Here is a 14,385-nt window from a genome sequence, read left to right on the forward strand (position 1 = left end):
AAAAAACCCGGCTCTTTCACGCCGAAGAGCCGGGTCATGATCAAGGGATATAGGGTCTACTGGATCCGTATCGATGTTCCTTTGCCGGTGCCCTTTACCGAACCCTCTTCCTTGGGAAGATTGATCAGGAGAACACCTTCATTTGCCTCGGCTGTCACCTGATCGGGTTTTATCCTCCGAGCAAGAGGTACGGTCCTGGTAAAAGAACCGAAACTTCTTTCGGCCCTGTAGAAACCTTTTGTGGAATCCTCTTGTTGGGTTTCAATGGACCTCTCGCCTGAGATGGTCACAGAGTTGGGCTGGGCATTGATGTTGATCGTATCCTTGTCAACCCCGGGAAGGTCAACGATAAGGACATAAGCGTCTCCCCGCTCTTTGACGTCTATCGCAGGATCGAACCTGGCACCTACCCCGCCGAAAGAATCACTGTCGATGCGGGATGCCTTGCCGAAAGAATCGTTGAACATCCTGTTCATCACTCTTTGCATCCTGTCCATCTCTTCGAACGGGCCCCAGGCATCCCAGTAATCGGCCGAACCAGAAGACCGCCTGCTTCTGGGCTGTCCTGCCGTGGGCCGCTTCACCAAAGGCGTTCTGGGGTCTCTTGCTCTTGATAACTTTGAGATCCGCTCTTTGTATTTACGTTCAGCACTCCCTCGGCCTATGAGGTAACCCGTCTGCAGTATCAGAGCTACCGCAAGGACCGCTATTATGCCCATAAGCACCTTTTTGCTCATGATCAATCACCCCTTAATAACAGATCAGCGCTAATATTACTCGATCTTGATCTGTTTCGTCTTTTCCTCTATTTTTTTCTTGTACTTGACGACTATCTCAAGAACACCGTTATCATAACTGGCATTTATGTCCTTGGCGGTTATCCCTTCGGGGAGTTTGATGATCTTGGAAAAATGGCCGTATTTTCTCGAAGTCCTCCTGAGATAAGTGCCTTTTTTTTCATCCATAAAGGACCATTTATCTTCCCTGGTACCGCTCACGGTCAATATATCGTCCTTCACCTGTACGTTTATCTCGTCCTTTTCCATGCCGGGCAGGTCCATCTGTATGACATATTCGTCCTTTGTTTGGATCACGTCCATGCTCGGCATGAAATCGTGTTCGCGCAGTCTGGGCGGAGGCCCAAACTCGTTCAACATCCTGCGGAAAATGCTTCTGGGGTAATAAAATTCGGTACCCCAGTCGCCCCAAGGATCGCTCCACTGGTCCTCTTCGTTCGAATACCCCGTGATATCACCCTTTTCAGGCTTAGAAGCCACCGGTTCATCGACCGCAAAAACATCCAGAGACAATGAACCGAAAACGAAAAGCGGTATCACGAGAATAGTTAAAATAAGTTTTCTGACATCTCTCATAATTACCTCCTTTCGGTATAACTGATGCGATCAGAACTCGAGCGATTATTTATCCCGCCGGTTATCACCATCAATCGGTTATCTCGATCTTCCTGGGGTGTTCTTTCTCGACTTTGGGAATAATAACTCTCAATATGCCGTTCTCGTATTTTGCGGTTATACCTTCTCTTTGCACTTCATCACCGAGAATGAACGTACGGGAATATTTGAAAGGGCATCTTTCCCTGTAGACCGCGATATACCCTTTGGGTACCTGACAGTCACTCTTCTCGCCCTTTAACGTGAGTTCATCCCCCTGGAGATCCAAGGATATATCTTCTTTGGAAAGCCCGGTCATCTCAGCTTCGATGGTCACCGCTTTCCCGTTCTCCTTGATATTTACCACGGGTATAATCACCATGTCCTCATAAGAAGCGTTGGTCATGCCGCACCTCCTTTGCGTTCCAACATGATAAATCCCGTTACTGGACATCGATACTTATCTGTTTGGGTTTCTGCTCCTCCTTTTTGGGAAGCACGATCTCGAGCACCCCGTCCTTGTAAACTGCCTTAACTTTACTCTCGTCAACTTCCGAAGGAAGAGCTATCCCGCGGTTAAAACTTCCGTAGAATCTCTCTGTCTTCACATGGTCCCTGTCTTTTGTCTCGGTCTCCTCCTTCTTCTCACCCTTGATAGTAAGAACATCCCCTCGCACGGAAATATCGATATCTTCCTTTTTCATTCCCGGTATGTCCGCTTTGACCAAGACGTTTTCCTTTGATTCGAACACGTCCACCGTGGGGCTCCACGCTCCTTCCATTAGCCCCGTGCTTCTGGCGGGCCACCTGCCGAGCGTTAGGTCAAATAGCCTGTTCATCTCACTTTGCAGGTTCTCCATTTCCCTGAAAGGTTGCCAGACATCTGTTTTCGGTCTCCAAGGTACAAGTGCCATAACAACCACCTCCTTGAGTTATTGTAAGCCTTTTTAGCACTCTCGCCCTGAGAGTGCTAGATCCTCAATATATTATTTTACTCGCTGTTGCGGGTTTGTCAAGACTCCTGGAAGGAGCTTTTTTTGATCTGGTTCTTGACTCTGGGGATAAGGAATGGAGCCACGCTCAGACTGCGTATGCCGGCACTTATGAGCCTCTGCGTATACCTCAAGTCTCCAGCGATCTCGCCGCATATGCTGCACTCTATATTGTGTTTTTCGGCGGTTTTGACGATTTTTTTAATATGACGCATTGCCAGCCTGGCGCCTTCTTCGTAATATTCGGCGACGTTCTTGTCCTCTCTTCCGGCAGCCATCATGTACTGGATAAGATCGTTGGTGCCGATGCTCAGAAAATCAGAAAGACCGGCGATCTTTTCAATGTTCATTATCGCAGCGGGGGTCTCTATCATGGTGCCGATCTTGAGGGGTTTTATACTGCGTCCGCTCCTTTTGGAAAGTTCCCTGCGGCAATCCTCGGCGGCCTCCCTGACCATGCGCACCTCTCTTGGAAGGGTTACCATCGGTATCATCGTTCTGATATCATAATTCTTGCGCATATTGATCAGGGCCTTGAGCTGTGTCTCGAGGAGAAAGCGGTTCTTTACAAGAAGTCTTACACCGCGCATCCCGAGATACGTGCTGAGTTCATCCTCTATCTCGACCCCGGGGATCTTTTTATCACCGCCAACGTCAAGAAGTCTTATGGTGGTTTTTAGCTTTTCATGACCTTTGAGTATCTTTTCCAGATAACTTGTTATCTTGGCCTCACTGGGCAGCACTTTGCTTTCCAGATAGATCTGCTCTATCCTGAAAAGACCGATCCCGTCACAGCCGTGTCTGAGCGCTTCGGTCACGTCTGTACGGGAGATTATGTTCGCGTATACGTTTATTATCTTTCCGTCACTGGTCTTGGCTTTCTCTTGGGATCTCGTGATATATTCCTTTTCACGGTTCTGCGCGTCCTTCATCTTCGACTCGTAGAAACTGATATCATCTTGATCGGGATTCACTATGGCTACCCCCTTTTCTCCGTCAAGTATAAGCGAGGCGCCTTCTTCAATGGAATAGATCGATTGACGGGGATTAGCTACTGCGGGTATTCCCAGATTCCTGGCAAGTATCGCACTGTGTGAATTGCGGCTTCCGTTCTCTACGAATATCCCCTTTGCGTTCTTTCCCTTTATATGGACAGTATCCGACGGCAAGAGCCTGGAGGCGCAGATTATACTATCGGGAGGCATTTTCTCAAGCATGTTCTTCTCGTATCCCAGCAATACGCGCAGTATTCTCCTGCCCAGGTCCTCCATATCTTCGGCCTTGTCCCTGACCATTTCGCTTTCGGACATCCTGAACCTGTTTGCCCATTTCCTGAACACGTTCTTAACAACGTGTTCGGCGTTCACCAGTTCCCTTTTAAGTTCTTTCTCTATGTCCAGAAGAAGCGTCTCATCCTTGAGAAGCTGCTTATGTACTTTGAAAATATCGGCGTATTTTTCGCCAATGTGTTTTTCCACCAGCTCCTTCATCGAATGAAGGTCCCTGGACACTATTTCAAAAGCCTGTTTTATCCTTCCGAACTCCTTTTCGATCTGTTTTTTCTCAACATTATAGGAAAATACGTTCCTTGTAAGGATATCCGTGTAAAAGAAAGCTTTCCCGATAGTATACCCCGGTGAAATAGGATCTGTCTGTATTATTTCCCTTTTTTTCAATTTTCCCACACCAATTATCTCCTCTATCTCGTTATCAGGTCCTGCCTGGCTTTTCTATCTCCATTATCGGCACCCCGCCCTTGAAGATACGAACATCACCCGTCGACTGGGAAACCGTAACAGCGATAGCCTCCGTTTCATACGTCATGGCCGCGGCGCTATAATGCCGCGTTCCCCAGCCCTGGGGCAGTTCCTCAGGTATTACATCGGGTTTCAAGTAAACACCCGCGGCTTCTATGGTTCCGTCGCCTCTGACGAGAAAAGCGCCGTCCAGCTGGGCGTACTCCTTTATCGAATCTCTAATACGGGGGTCCAGTATGTTCCTTTCTTCTTCGGCGTATCCCTTGAAAGGGTTAAGTACCATCTGCCTGATGTTCTTTTTAACCTTGCCGGATGAATCTACTATGAAGGTCGTGCCCACTGGCTTGCCCTCTCTTCCTTCGCTGGCGATCTCAGTGGCGATCCTTACGATCTCTTCGAAAACCCTGGAATCTATCTCCTTGGTGAAATTGATGATCTTATCCGATGTCACCATTTCGAATTCCTTGCCTACCTCGATAACCACCAGAGTATCCAGAAAACCGAATCGGGGCACTCCGGAAAGACAGATAACCTTCTCGCCCTTGCGCAGTAGGTTCTGTGAAACAGCCATCATGATGGCTATCTTTATCTGCCCCATCCTCGTTAACGGTATATCCGGTACCAGAAGCACTTTGTGCACTATCTTTTCGGCTTCCTTAAGCCTCTTTTTGGTCTTAGCCACGAGAAATACATCAAACTTCTCCTTGGCCTCTTCTATCTTCTCCACATCCGGGCATACGTCGGCATAAATAAAAATTGCCCTTGCATAGATCTCCCTGCCCAGCTCAAACGCCTTTTTAAGCACCGACCGGCTTATAAAATATTCTTTTTCGGAAGTTTTCATAATATTCCTTCGCCTGTGAATATAACTCTTTATTTATATTATTATATTGCAGGAAATGATTTTTGCAACATCTGGAGAGATCATTCGGGGATATTTTTTATGTGGTGAGAGGTGAACATGAATGAACTATTGTTTCCGGCCACCTATACAGACAAAGCCACCCCTGCCGTGGCCCTTGCGGGGCTTATCGACACTTTTCAATTTGTCGGGCATTTCGAATACGGTCTGATAACAGGAAAACCGCGAGAATCCGGACTCGCTGAGCAGCCGCGTCACTTCATCCACACCGTAAAAAGTAGCGCGGTCGTAGAATATGCTGGATTTTTCCCCGTAAAATTTACCTAGAAAACTGTCCTTGTCTATTATCCCGATTACGATGCTTCCACCGGGCTTCAAGACCCGGGATGCTTCTTGGATAACCCGCCGCGGATCTTTCACGAAACAAAGAGTTACGATTATCGCTACATAATCAAAGTCCGAGTCATTGAATGGAAGCTTTTCCCCAGAGGCTTTGTAAGTCTCAACTCCCCGTTCCCCGGCAATCTCGATCATCTTCTCGGAAGGGTCGACCCCGATGTCGATTCCCAGAGCTGCCGCGAATCTGCCCGAGCCTACCCCGATCTCCAGCCCGCGTCCCTGGCGCGGGATGATTTTCCTGATGGCTTCCAGCTCCGAAAGATAGGCGTTTTTGTTTCGTTCATACCACTTGTCGTATTCGAGATAATGTTCGTCAAAAAGATCTTCCATCTATCTTGCTCTCCTTATCCCGCTTCCTGACCGGACCGGCCATTGGAGACACCTATCATCACCTGCGGCAGGATTTCGACCTGTGACCTCATCGAATTGGAGATAAGACAATTCTTCTCCGCCGAACGCATGAGATCTTTGACCTTATCTATATCTTCTTCAGAACCGACCGTTATCCTGGAGCGCACTTTTATCCTTGAGAACATTAAACGGCCCTCCACCATTTTCAGGACACCCTCGGCTTCGCTCTGATATGAATCTAATCCCACTTTTTTCTTTTCCGCGTAATGAAGGAAAGTGGTCATTATACAGGAATCGACCGCGCTGATAAGAAGCTCCTCCGGGCTCCAGTAACCTTCCTCCCCGTTGAATTCGGGCGGCGTCGCAACACCTATGTTCAGCTTGCCCTGAGATGAAAGCGTACCTTTTTTCGCGCCGCTCCACCTGAGCCCTGTTCTAAAAACGTATTCCTTGGGCATGTTCCACCTCCTTCTACCTGTTCAAGATAACCGTTCAGCGACCCAAAAATACCTGCAGCGTCTAAAAACGTCTGGAGACTTTCCTCCAAATCTCTTTTATGCTTTCGGTTACCGGGCCTTTATCATACTCAACAACGGAAAGCTTTTTCATCTGGGCCTCCGTCACGACCTTATCGTAGGGCACCTTTCCCACAAATTCAATGCCATACTTTTCACTGATCTTGCGTATCCTTTCGGTCATATCCAGGTTGAGGTCGTACTTGTTGACAACAATTCCCGAATCAATACCGAAGTGACTAGTGACTTTGACCACACGTTCCATATCATGAAGCCCCGATACGGTGGGTTCGGTGACTATAAGCGCATAGTCCGCACCCGTCAGGGAAGCTATAACGGGACATCCTGTGCCGGGAGAACCGTCAATGAGCTCCTTTTTTCTTTTATGCTCATGGGCCAGCATGGCCGCCTTATTCCTGACCAGGGTCACGAGCCTTCCCGAATTCTCTTCGGCGATACCCAGTTTCGCGTGGCTCATCGGCCCGAAACGCGTTTCGGAGATGAACCACTGGCCGTTAACCGCGTCCTCTATCTTTATAGCGCCGTCCTCACAGACAAGGTAGCACACGCCGCAGCCCTCGCAGGACACCGGATCTATCACGTAGCGCACTTTGCCTCCGGAGGTCTCTTTGCTTATGGCATCGAAGCGGCAAGCCTGCAGGCACCTGCCGCAGGAAGTGCATTTACTGTAATCTATTTCGACCTTTACTCCTCCGCTGAAATCGCCGCTTTGCAGGATGCGAGGACTCAGGATAAGATGAAGGTCAGCCGCGTCAACGTCGCAATCGGATATGACCATGTTCTCCGCCAGAGCGGACAGGGAAGCCAGTATGGAGGTTTTCCCGGTCCCTCCCTTGCCTGAGATAACTACCAGTTCCCTGGGCTTTCCCGTTCCGAGAGGGGCACTGTAAAGTTCGGCCTTCTCTAGCTTGCTTTCACTTTTGCGGCCGGGATCCCGGCTTTCCAGCGTTTTCCTGACGGGTCTTTCCTCACCGGCAAGGACCTTCATCCTGGAAGCTATTTCCGAGAAAAGCCCGCGGTATTCCGGAAGCTTTTCAACAACGATATCCCCCACCGAATAGGTTTCGGCTATTTTACGGTCATCGGGTATCTCTCCTATTATTTCGAGATCTTCGCGACGGCAGTAATCCTTTAACTCGCTGTTATGGTACTCTGCGCGGTTAACGACGATCACCGGCTCTATCCCTATTTCACGCGCCATGTTGACCGCCAGCTTCAGGTCGTTTATTCCAAAAGGAGTGGGGTCGGTGACAAGAACGCAAAGATCGGCATCCTTTACCGTCTCAACCACCGGGCAGGACGTCCCGGGAGAGGAATCAAGTATGTTAATCCCTTGCCCGGCGCATTCCTTGACCTTTTTTACGAGGCGGGGTGACATGCCGCCCTCGGCGGTCTCTAAAAGAGCGTAATGAAAATCTATCTCGCCGCTCTTTCCATGCCTCAGGATGCCTATTTTCCTTTCCTTTTCTATTATAGCTCCCGTAGGACAGACAATCTTGCACCCGCCGCATACGTGGCAAAGTTCGTTGAAGAAAAGAACTTTGCCGTTCACTATGGCAATGGCGTTGTAATTACACGCTTCGGCACATTTGCCGCAGTTTATGCACTTTTGATCATCCACCCCGCAGGGAGATATAACAGAGACTTCCTCTTCCTTATCTACCTCGGGTTTCAGGAAAAGATGCCCGTTGGGCTCTTCCACGTCACAATCGAGATAACGGACTTTCTCGCCAAGAGCGGCCAGAACGGCCGCGATATTGGTTGATATGAACGTCTTTCCTGTCCCGCCTTTTCCGCTTGATATCGCTATATTCATCGTATTGCTCCTGTTTATGGCCAGTGGGGCCTGACTTAATCATATTCCTCTGGTAACGGCTTTTTCAACGTACGCCTCCGATATCGCCCTGAAAGCGCAAAGCGCGTCCTTGCCGTAAGGTCTCATGTGCGCGAATTCCTTATCCAGCACGTTCTCGTGCGGACGGAACTGCTGCAGACAGTATTTTTCTGCACCTTTTATGGCCTTGCCGATAGAATGGATATCCTCTCCGGTAACTATCCCAGGAACACAGGTCGTCCTGAATTCATACGGAACACTTGACCGCATTATTCTTTCGATGCTCAGTTCGAGAAGTTCCTCTGTTCCCTCGGGAACATTGAAAAGATGATATTTCCCGAAGGAGGTTTTTACGTCCATGGCTATAAAATCGACGAGACCCCTTTGCAAAAGAAGCCGGATCATATCCGGGTTGGATCCGTTGGTATCGAGTTTGAGCTTCACTCCGGTAGTCTTGACCTTTTCGGCAAAATCAGGAAGGTCTGACCAAAGGGTGGGTTCTCCTCCCGTGACGCAGAGCGCTTCCAGTATGTTCTTCCGCTCCCGGAGCAGTTCAAATAGATCCTCTTCGGAAAAACCGAAATCCGCCTCAGTTGTCATAAGATCACGGTTATGACAGAACCCACAACGGAAATTACATCCCTGGGTAAAGACCGTAGCGCATATATAACCCGGGTAATCCACCATCGATATCTTCTGAAGACCGGCTATTTTCATGATAAAGTTCCCTGCCCAACCAGAGGCGCCTCACCCGCCCCTGCTGGCCTGTGATTCATATTTTCCTTACGTAAAAGTCCTGTTCCCTGTACCGCACTTTCCTGAGCTTGCCCTCGGCTATCATCTCCCCGACCACATCCGTAGAGGCTCCTGCTTTCCGCAGCACTTCGTCCACCGCTTCCTGCTTCATCGGATGCACCGAGGTGATGCTCAGAATATCCTTTTTAACGTCCCCGGTGAAAGCGAAAGCGTTCCCCTCATACCCTATAAGGCATTCGGTGACTATACCCCTTTCGGTAAAGATCTGGTATGCCCGGTTAACTGCCGACTCGTCGGGCTGACTGACCTCTCCTTCGGCCGGCGGACGGGTGGGTACCGATATGTAACTTTTCGAAGCTATGAGCCCCGCGGTAAAATCGGCCGTCTTTTCCACTTCCTCCTGCGCATCATTGACGCCCCCGATCAGCATTGTCTCAGTCGCGAGAAATCCCTCGAATATATCCGTAAAGTCCTCTATGCCCTCAAGAACCCTGGCCAGGTCCAGCGAAGGATGCGGACGGTTCAATGTTCTCCATGTATCCGGGCTGACAACATCGATCTTAATGGACACCCAGTCGGCCCGGGAAAGCTGCTCTCTTACATTTTTATCCCATAAAAGAGAAGAATTCGTTATTACAGCTATCTTGATCCCAAATCGCCTGAGAGCTTCGATCTCCCTGCCGAGATTCTCATCCAAGGTCGGCTCCCCGTCAGGAGCGAAAGTAAGATAATCGATATCCTCTGCCTTTTCCCGGGCTTTGGTTATTCTCTGTTCCACTTCGCGCAGAATTCTCCCCGGTTCATAGAACTTCTTTCTCTGCACTGAAAGTTCACTGGTGCGCCCCGCCTGGCAATAGGTACATGAATATGTGCAAACCTTGGGCGGGATATTGTTTATTCCGAGGCTCTGACCGAGCCGCCTTGATGGGACCGGACCGAAAGTTATCAATTGCGAAATCTTCTCCATGCTAATCCTTTGTTATACGTATGGGCCCTTTACGATCCATGAGCACACCGGTTATACCTCAACTGTTTTACCAGAGGCGATGCGTATGAAATCATCACCGAACCTATCCCTGAAAACACCTTTAGCTTCACCGCCCGAACAGTGGGCCGGGCCGTATTTATTCATACCCAGCCGTTCAAGCTCATCCGCCACGGTATTGAGCTCGTCTTTTCCCTTATCTTTCAGATGGAACCCGCCGAAAACACAGTAAAGCCCTTCCCCGGGAAATTTTTTTTTGACCTCCTCCACGATCCTCACGATACCCGGATGCGCGCAGCCGGTGATCACGGTAATGCCATTTCCGGTTTTGAGCGCGAGCGCCTGTTCCTCTATGCCGCGCATCTTGTATTCTCCCTGGATAGGGCCGGTCGTGAATATATCCTCCTTTATCTCGGTAAGGCCTTCTGTCTCCATGAGACTTCCTCCCATCTGGTTTACCTTTCGCTTGAAGGAACGGCTGAACCCGGGACAGACGTATGTCCTGAGACCTTTATTCCTGGTAAGTATCTCCGGCAATCCCCCGGTGTGATCCCAATGGTCATGGGATATCACGATCGCCTCGATATCTTCGGGCTCCTCGGCCATGAGCTTCATATTCTTGAGAAGGCTCTCGCCGTCTTCACCCGTGTCGAAAAGGACTCTACCGTCAACTAGACAAGAGAACCCCCACCCGGAATCATAACGCTCATCAGCTGCTGTATTGTCATATAGCACCTTTATCTTCATGCTGTTTCTCCTCTTGAAAGACCTGCCGCCATGACAGCACCTCCTTATGCGGGTTCCTTTCTGTCTCTAACGGGTAGATCCGCTCCGGACAAATACGCCCGGGAATCCCCCATTTGCACCTGGTCTCCGCTGTTTTTGGCAGCTATCAAATACTGCTTCGTGATATCAAGCTGGCGTATCGCATCCGGCCTGCCGCAGTAACCGGCTATAAGGTCCAGGCCTTTTCGGGTGAGAACGTAAACAGGTATTTTCCTGGAGATCTGCAGCGTCGCCTTTTTGCCTATTACCGAACGCACCCTTTCCGAGGCGCAGCTCCAGACGATATCAGAATGTTCCCCGATCCAGTCGACCTCCTTCGGCGAGGCCCCCGTGGTACAGATCGATAACACTGTCACAGCTGCGCCATGCTTTTTTTCTATTTTCTTTATTTTCTCCAGGTCCTCGTCCATAAGCGCGTTCACTGTAACGGCGATCTTCCTGTAACCGAGCTCCGCGGCACGCTCTACGCCCTGAAGCTGATCTATGGATGCATCGGGAAAAACGATGCGGCAATCTTCCGAAAGCAAACGATCGGCCACCTCATCTATGCGGGAAGTAAAAAAAAGCCCGTTCATCCTGGCGCCTATTGCCTGTACCATCTCGGACCTGTCTACTATCACCGTACCGGCCCCGTCACAGACTATAACAGCTGAATCAATGATGCCCTTTCTCATGGCGAACATCATCATCTCGGATGCCCCGTAGGGAATTGCTATACTATTGCCGTGAAAGACCCTTTTCGGGGTAAAAAAACCGAATTTTTGGATCTTGCTTTCGACGGCCTTCTTGATGAGTTCACGCACTGCATCAGGATTCCGTTCTCCGGCCCTCCTTAAATCGGTATAAAGGTGGCCGGCAAGCGGGCAATACCTTAGATAAGGCTTTGTTACCCCGATAACCTTACCTGCCGAAACAGTGACAAAGGAAGAAAAAAACCTTACAAGATGTAAATCCCCGCATGATGGGATGTCCCTCCTTGTCTTTTCTATTAATTCCCTTATATACATGTCAATTCCTGAGACCCGTCCCTCTATGAGAAAAGAAGCGTTCTCTTCCACAAAGGCTACAGCCATAATGTATTCAACCGTTAGAGATCGTCTTCTCGTACCCGGGGAAATAGTCCCTGATGGCCCTCAGATCGAACCGGGTAAGTATGGAGCTATTGGGTTCCCTTTCAAGCAGGAACTCGAAGGATTTTCTTATCAGTTCCTTCCTGGTTATGTTCCCCCCGGTCAGGTCCCTATAATAGGCATTGTCCAGACCTACCGTATACTCGGTCTTTCCGTCACTTTCCTCGACGGTAACGGTAAACTCGTGTTCGTTATTTTCCCTGATCTGGATCATTTGAAACTCCTTCTTTTCTGGAAAGCCGATCTTCTTTTCCCGAGAACGGGCCTTTTCCTGGTCTATAAATAAGCTCCGCGCAACGCCGGGCAGATCACATACCCGTTATCCTGTCAACTATCCGAACCATGATCTTGGCCGTGGAGGTATCCTTTTGGAAATGTATAAGTGGCCGCCCGGAATCCCCGGATGGGACCATCCCCGGTTCTACGGGCAATCTTCCCAGAAACGGCACCTTCAAATCGCCCGCGGCTTTTTCCCCTCCGCCTGTTCCGAAAAGGTCTATGCTTTTAGAGCAATGTGGACATACCAGCCCGCTCATGTTCTCGATAATGCCCAGAACAGGGATCTTGAGCTGCCTGGCGAACCCCACGCATTTCCTGGAATCAAGTATCGCCACATCCTGCGGTGTCGTGACTATTACCGCGCCTTTAACATCGGGAATAAGCTGACAGACGCTGAGGGGTTCGTCCCCCGTTCCTGGAGGGGAATCTATGATAAGATAATCAAGTTCCTCCCAGTTAACATCACTGAGAAGCTGTTTTATGGTTATCATCTTAAGCGGCCCCCGCCAGATAACGGGCTGGTCCTGGTCCTTCAGCATCAGGGCCAGGCTTATCGCCTTGAGGTTGTCGGTAACCCGCACCGGTTCTATCCCCGAATCATACGCAAGGAGTTTTGTGTTCTCGACACCCAGCATCTTGGCTATGTTCGGGCCGTGTATATCCACGTCCAGAATACCGGTCCTTTTATTCTTCAGGGCCAGCCCGTAAGCAAGATTGACAGCAACAGTGGATTTACCCACCCCGCCTTTCCCGCTTATGACCATGATCTTATTCTTTATCCGGGACAGGTTCTTTTCGAGACGTTTATCCTGCTCCATTTCTTTAGTCGAGTTCTTTTGCATTTTTCTCCTTTTTGGGCGGCTTTTCCGAGATCAGACTTTTTGCTCGAGCACATCCTCTACTTCTTTTACGTTCTGCGCCGCCAGAACGAGAGGATACATCGTCGGAGCGCTTGTCAGGTAGGGATGCGTCGCCATCTGCAACGTCTCAAGTTCAGAAAGAGAAACCCTCTGCTGGATGGCCATTCCGATTATGTTGATTATCTCCCCGGCGGACATGCCCCCGGCCACCTGTCCGCCCATTATGATACCGGACTGTTTTGAGAAAATAAGCTTGATCTTGACCTGCGAAACGTCCGGCATGGCCGCCGGGTGCTTGTCCATCACCTCAACGGAACCGGCCACGATCTCGAAACCCTCTCTGCGGGCGGAACCTTCGGTAAGACCCGCGGACCCGAGAACCAAACCATCAACATATGTCGAATAGATCGCTATGGTCCCCTTGTTCTCCCTCACCACTTTAAGCCTGTAAAGATTGGCTCCGGCGATCCTCGCCTCGGCCGTCGCCGTGGAAGCCAGCATGACGGGCGTCACCTTGCGAGTATAAAAGTCGCGCTTTCCCGCGCAATCGCCGACCGCGAAAATATCCGGGTCTACCGTTCTCATGTATTCGTCCACCCATATGCCTTTACTGTGTCCCAGTTCCAGCCCGGCATCCACCGCAAGGGCCGTGTTGGGGAAAGCCCCGATACCGAGTATGACCGCATCGACCGGGACCTCATCCCCGTTAGAGAAAATGGCCTTTTCGACCTTTCCCTCGCCGGTGAATTCGTCAACACGAACATCGGTGAGAACGTTAACCCCTTTGGCTTCAAGCCTTGTCCTGGCCATCCCGGAAAATTCAGGATCGAAGGAATTGGCGAGTATATCGGGCAGCATCTCCACAAGATGCACATTCAATCCCTCCATGGATGAGAGCTCGTCCGCGAATTCCACCCCGATAAAACCGCCGCCCACTATCAGGACGTTCTTCGCTTTTTTGATATCCTCTATGGAAAGCTTCAGATACTCCATGTCCTTGTGTATGGGGTAGATGCCTTTTTTGTCGACGCCTTCGATCGGCGGTATTATGGGAGATGATCCCGTCGCCAGGATAAGCTTTTCATAGAAGCATTCATTCCCGCTTTTGGTGGCGACCTTCCTGGCGGGGCGGTCTATCCGGATCGCCTCGTCTATGACGACGTCTATCTTATTTTTTTCAAGCGACGCGGTACCCAGCTTATTCTCTTCGGGGCTGTTCAGGCTGGCGAACATGTAAGGTATCCCGCAGGGAACGACGCCCTGTTCTATGTTTTTCATGACGGTGATCTTTTTGCCGGGATAATATTTTCTCGCGGTCACGCCGCACACTATCCCCGCCGGACCCGCGCCAACTATCAGAATATCGGTTTCTACGCTCATTTCGGTCTCTCCTTCTAAAGGGTTATTCAACAATCGTTCTTCCTGTAAGATGCCCGCACCAGTACCTGAAGGTACGGGTGTTATCAA

General features: G+C 50.0%; 16 protein-coding genes. All 16 read right to left on the minus strand.

From position 1 onward, the window contains the following. Positions 1-56: 56 nt before the first annotated feature. The gene (locus tag GF409_06360) at positions 57-737 is read right to left on the minus strand and encodes an Hsp20 family protein (protein MBD3426837.1); all 681 of its coding nucleotides are present in this window, start codon (positions 735-737) and stop codon (positions 57-59) included. A 36-nt stretch (positions 738-773) separates the two neighbouring features. Next, positions 774-1,373, minus strand: a complete 600-nt coding sequence (locus tag GF409_06365) for an Hsp20 family protein (GenBank protein MBD3426838.1) — start codon at positions 1,371-1,373, stop codon at positions 774-776. Positions 1,374-1,443: 70 nt separating this feature from the next. Beyond that, positions 1,444-1,845: an Hsp20 family protein gene (locus tag GF409_06370; protein MBD3426839.1), complete on the minus strand. Its 402-nt coding sequence runs from the start codon at positions 1,843-1,845 to the stop codon at positions 1,444-1,446. After that, positions 1,835-2,305: an Hsp20 family protein gene (locus tag GF409_06375; protein ID MBD3426840.1), complete on the minus strand. Its 471-nt coding sequence runs from the start codon at positions 2,303-2,305 to the stop codon at positions 1,835-1,837. The genes GF409_06370 and GF409_06375 overlap by 11 nt, the downstream gene beginning before the upstream one ends. A 98-nt stretch (positions 2,306-2,403) precedes the next feature. Further along, on the minus strand, positions 2,404-4,086 hold the full coding sequence (gene ptsP, locus GF409_06380) for a phosphoenolpyruvate--protein phosphotransferase (GenBank protein MBD3426841.1): 1,683 nt from the start codon (positions 4,084-4,086) through the stop codon (positions 2,404-2,406). 7 nt (positions 4,087-4,093) lie between these two features. After that, positions 4,094-4,984, minus strand: coding sequence for a hypothetical protein (locus GF409_06385; GenBank protein ID MBD3426842.1), 891 nt, complete (start codon positions 4,982-4,984; stop codon positions 4,094-4,096). Between the two features lie 126 nt (positions 4,985-5,110). Continuing rightward, positions 5,111-5,731 (minus strand): methyltransferase domain-containing protein, encoded by a 621-nt coding sequence (locus GF409_06390; GenBank protein MBD3426843.1) that lies wholly within the window; start codon positions 5,729-5,731, stop codon positions 5,111-5,113. A 14-nt stretch (positions 5,732-5,745) separates the two neighbouring features. After that, positions 5,746-6,210, minus strand: a complete 465-nt coding sequence (locus GF409_06395) for an OsmC family peroxiredoxin (protein MBD3426844.1) — start codon at positions 6,208-6,210, stop codon at positions 5,746-5,748. 61 nt (positions 6,211-6,271) lie between these two features. After that, a complete protein-coding gene (locus GF409_06400; GenBank protein MBD3426845.1) occupies positions 6,272-8,104 on the minus strand; it encodes a P-loop NTPase in 1,833 nt (610 codons plus the stop codon). 39 nt (positions 8,105-8,143) lie between these two features. Beyond that, on the minus strand, positions 8,144-8,839 hold the full coding sequence (locus GF409_06405) for an anaerobic ribonucleoside-triphosphate reductase activating protein (protein ID MBD3426846.1): 696 nt from the start codon (positions 8,837-8,839) through the stop codon (positions 8,144-8,146). Positions 8,840-8,894: 55 nt separating this feature from the next. Then, positions 8,895-9,827 (minus strand): radical SAM protein, encoded by a 933-nt coding sequence (locus GF409_06410; protein MBD3426847.1) that lies wholly within the window; start codon positions 9,825-9,827, stop codon positions 8,895-8,897. Between the two features lie 69 nt (positions 9,828-9,896). Further along, a complete protein-coding gene (locus GF409_06415; GenBank protein ID MBD3426848.1) occupies positions 9,897-10,610 on the minus strand; it encodes an MBL fold metallo-hydrolase in 714 nt (237 codons plus the stop codon). 44 nt (positions 10,611-10,654) lie between these two features. Beyond that, on the minus strand, positions 10,655-11,722 hold the full coding sequence (locus GF409_06420) for a DUF2099 family protein (protein MBD3426849.1): 1,068 nt from the start codon (positions 11,720-11,722) through the stop codon (positions 10,655-10,657). Positions 11,723-11,729: 7 nt separating this feature from the next. Further along, positions 11,730-11,993 (minus strand): hypothetical protein, encoded by a 264-nt coding sequence (locus GF409_06425; GenBank protein MBD3426850.1) that lies wholly within the window; start codon positions 11,991-11,993, stop codon positions 11,730-11,732. 94 nt (positions 11,994-12,087) lie between these two features. Continuing rightward, positions 12,088-12,900 carry a P-loop NTPase gene (locus GF409_06430; protein MBD3426851.1) on the minus strand — a complete coding sequence of 271 codons (813 nt, stop codon included), beginning with the start codon at positions 12,898-12,900 and terminating at the stop codon, positions 12,088-12,090. A 30-nt stretch (positions 12,901-12,930) separates the two neighbouring features. Beyond that, the gene (locus GF409_06435) at positions 12,931-14,298 is read right to left on the minus strand and encodes a pyridine nucleotide-disulfide oxidoreductase (protein MBD3426852.1); all 1,368 of its coding nucleotides are present in this window, start codon (positions 14,296-14,298) and stop codon (positions 12,931-12,933) included. Positions 14,299-14,385: the final 87 nt, after the last annotated feature.

This window comes from Candidatus Omnitrophota bacterium, from assembly GCA_014728045.1.
In the GTDB taxonomy this organism is placed as follows: domain Bacteria; phylum Omnitrophota; class Gorgyraeia; order Tantalellales; family Tantalellaceae; genus WJMH01.

Excerpts from the sequence above, each read along its gene's own strand:
- GF409_06435 (MBD3426852.1), bottom strand. The coding sequence starts at position 14,298 with ATGAGCGTAGAAACCGATATTCTGATAGTTGGCGCGGGTCCGGCGGGG.
- GF409_06390 (MBD3426843.1), bottom strand. The coding sequence starts at position 5,731 with ATGGAAGATCTTTTTGACGAACATTATCTCGAATACGACAAGTGGTAT.
- GF409_06375 (MBD3426840.1), bottom strand. The coding sequence starts at position 2,305 with ATGGCACTTGTACCTTGGAGACCGAAAACAGATGTCTGGCAACCTTTC.
- GF409_06385 (MBD3426842.1), bottom strand. The coding sequence starts at position 4,984 with ATGAAAACTTCCGAAAAAGAATATTTTATAAGCCGGTCGGTGCTTAAA.
- GF409_06400 (MBD3426845.1), bottom strand. The coding sequence starts at position 8,104 with ATGAATATAGCGATATCAAGCGGAAAAGGCGGGACAGGAAAGACGTTC.
- GF409_06430 (MBD3426851.1), bottom strand. The coding sequence starts at position 12,900 with ATGCAAAAGAACTCGACTAAAGAAATGGAGCAGGATAAACGTCTCGAA.
- GF409_06395 (MBD3426844.1), bottom strand. The coding sequence starts at position 6,210 with ATGCCCAAGGAATACGTTTTTAGAACAGGGCTCAGGTGGAGCGGCGCG.
- GF409_06365 (MBD3426838.1), bottom strand. The coding sequence starts at position 1,373 with ATGAGAGATGTCAGAAAACTTATTTTAACTATTCTCGTGATACCGCTT.
- GF409_06420 (MBD3426849.1), bottom strand. The coding sequence starts at position 11,722 with ATGGCTGTAGCCTTTGTGGAAGAGAACGCTTCTTTTCTCATAGAGGGA.
- GF409_06370 (MBD3426839.1), bottom strand. The coding sequence starts at position 1,845 with ATGTCCAGTAACGGGATTTATCATGTTGGAACGCAAAGGAGGTGCGGC.
- GF409_06415 (MBD3426848.1), bottom strand. The coding sequence starts at position 10,610 with ATGAAGATAAAGGTGCTATATGACAATACAGCAGCTGATGAGCGTTAT.
- GF409_06405 (MBD3426846.1), bottom strand. The coding sequence starts at position 8,839 with ATGAAAATAGCCGGTCTTCAGAAGATATCGATGGTGGATTACCCGGGT.
- GF409_06425 (MBD3426850.1), bottom strand. The coding sequence starts at position 11,993 with ATGATCCAGATCAGGGAAAATAACGAACACGAGTTTACCGTTACCGTC.
- GF409_06360 (MBD3426837.1), bottom strand. The coding sequence starts at position 737 with ATGAGCAAAAAGGTGCTTATGGGCATAATAGCGGTCCTTGCGGTAGCT.